The sequence below is a fragment of the Streptomyces sp. UH6 genome, assembly GCF_013421635.1.
GTDB lineage: Bacteria > Actinomycetota > Actinomycetes > Streptomycetales > Streptomycetaceae > Streptomyces > Streptomyces abyssomicinicus.
The window spans coordinates 1-1341 of the sequence record NZ_JACADT010001265.1 but is presented as its reverse complement, the minus strand read 5'-3'; the positions used below and the strand labels follow the sequence as shown (position 1 = coordinate 1341).

Genomic DNA, 1341 nt, shown 5'->3' with positions numbered 1-1341 from the left:
GCGAACCCCCGCACCACCGGCAGGCGTGGCACGCTCCCGACGGTCTCCCGGCCTTCCAGCGGCTGTCCGCCCTGCCGCTGCCGGGGCGTCACGGCCGCCGTCCCTGTCCCCGTCTCCACCCCGGTACCGGCCACCGGACCACCTTCTCCCGCACCACCGAACAAGCGAACGGCGCCGACGTTATCGCCGCGCCCCCGCCCGCGACAGGGCAAGGACCGACCGCACACGGCGGCGTTCATCGGGCATCGGGCATCAGGCATCAGGCACGGACACGTGCATCAGGCACGGGCATCAGGACATAAAGGAACGGGCGGCATCGTGATCACGATGCCGCCCGTTGCCCTGTTGTGCGCGAGGGGGGAGTTGAACCCCCACGCCCTTTCGGGCACTGGAACCTGAATCCAGCGCGTCTGCCTATTCCGCCACCCGCGCATTGGGTGCGCCTTCCGGCTTCGGCCCTTTCGGTGCCGCCGCCTTCCGACATGCAGAACATTAGCACGGCTCCCGGGGTGGGTTCACATCCCTTTCGGCGATGATCCACAAGCCCCTCCCAGGTCCCGGGCCTACAGACTGGTTTACGTATCAACCTTGTACCGGTCCATGTAGTCCTCCCCACAGAGGAGACCGCTCCGTCCACAGGTGCGGGACACTGGTCGTGGACCGCCCGTACGATCCAGGGACAGGACCGAACAGCAGCACCGAACAGCAGCAAGCGGCAGGACCCGCCGAGCAAGTTCGAAGGCGGACTTCGCAGGGAACCTTCGCAGTCAGCGCAGTCGGCCACAGTCGGCCGGAAGCGGCGACCGCACGGAGCCACACTTGGGCCGACAGGGGGAACCAGGCGATTCACGTCCGCGTGGATACGATCAGTAAGCAGTACCGGAAGCGGTACCCGGAGCGGTACCCGCTGTACGGCAAGGACAGGGACGGAGGAGGTGCCCCATGGGAGTCCTGAAGAAGTTCGAGCAGCGTCTCGAAGGTCTGGTCAACGGCACCTTCGCCAAGGTGTTCAAGGCCGAGGTCCAGCCCGTGGAGATCGCCGGCGCGCTGCAGCGCGAGTGCGACAACAACGCCACGATCTGGAACCGGGACCGCACCGTCGTCCCCAACGACTTCATCGTGGAACTCAGCACACCCGACTACGAGCGGCTCAGCCCGTACTCGGGCCAGCTGGGCGACGAGCTGGCCGGCATGGTGCGCGACTACGCCAAGCACCAGCGCTACACCTTCATGGGCCCCATCAAGGTCCACCTCTCCAAGGCCGACGACCTGGACACGGGTCTGTACCGGGTCCGCAGCCGCACCCTCGCCGGGTCCACGGACCAGCAGGGCGCGCCTCCG

The 1341-nt window shown here is 67.3% G+C and carries 1 protein-coding gene and 1 tRNA gene; one reads left to right on the top strand and one right to left on the bottom strand.

Features of this window, described 5'->3' with window-relative positions; genetic code table 11:
• Positions 1-348 precede the first annotated feature (348 nt).
• Positions 349-432: transfer RNA gene (locus HW445_RS31135), tRNA-Leu, on the bottom strand.
• Positions 433-942: 510 nt separating this feature from the next.
• On the opposite strand from HW445_RS31135, the gene HW445_RS31130 reads away from it, so the two are divergent.
• On the top strand, positions 943-1341 hold a 399-nt coding region (locus tag HW445_RS31130), incomplete at its 3' end, for a DUF3662 domain-containing protein (RefSeq protein WP_180224129.1).